Below are 869 nucleotides of genomic sequence, written 5' to 3' on the forward strand. Positions count from 1 at the left end.
CAGCGGCCGACGTCGAGGGGTTCGGAGTTGGAGCCGAGGACGACGGGGATGATTTTGGCGTCGCAGGCCAGGAGGCGGGCGGTGGATGCGGACAGGCCGGCGCCGAAGACGGTGTCGCCGATGCAGCCGGCGGTGGCGTTCTTGAGGTCGTTCCAGTCGATGGTGACGACCAGGGTGGCTTTCGCGCCGAACCCGGGGACCCAGTTGTTGGCGACCGCTGGTCCGAGGGTGGCGGTGGCGGCGTCGGTTGCGCATCGCTCTGCCTGCAGGGCAGCGCCCCCGACGGCTTCGGTGTCGACGAGTGTGTCTGCGGTCGAGCCTGTCTGCGCCTGCCCCTCTGCAGGGCAGCCTGGCTGGCTTGGCGCAGTGGCAGTGTTGGGCGCAGCGGTGTTGGGCACGGCGGATTCGGGCTGCGGGGTGGCCGGGGCAGCGGACGCCGCTGCCGCTGGAGCTGATGCTGCCGCGGAAGCTGATCCTGATCCTGGTCCTGGTCCTGGTGCGGGTGGTGGCGGGGTGGCAGGTGCATCGGTTGCGCTTGCCGTCGTGTCTGGCGTGTTCGGGGTGGGGCGGATGGCGCCTGCGTCGGTGGCTGCGGCGGCGATGCGGAGGGTGTCGGACAGGGCGTCTGCTCGGCGCTTTTCGGCGGAGCGGGGGTCGAGGTCGCCGTCGGGGGTGCGGTGGGGGCGGGCGCCGGTGTGGATGGTTGCGTTCAGGAGTTCGGCGTTGTCGTTGGCGAGGTAGCCGGAGATCCGGACGCCGTGTTCGTCGGGGATCAGATTGAGCCGTTCGCGGGCGTAGGCCTTCTGCTCGTCGGGCTCGGGACCGTCCTGGTCGAGGAGGTCGCGGGCGCGCTGGGCGGCTTTGCGCAG

At 71.3% G+C, this 869-nt stretch carries 1 protein-coding gene; it reads right to left on the reverse strand.

Translation table 11 applies throughout. The features are described 5' to 3' along the window. Positions 1–869 (reverse strand): DUF222 domain-containing protein (locus tag E1261_RS44945; RefSeq protein WP_132416512.1); only part of this gene is annotated, 869 nt, incomplete at both ends.

It is taken from the genome of Kribbella albertanoniae (genome assembly GCF_004348455.1).
In the GTDB taxonomy this organism is placed as follows: Bacteria; Actinomycetota; Actinomycetes; order Propionibacteriales; family Kribbellaceae; genus Kribbella; species Kribbella albertanoniae.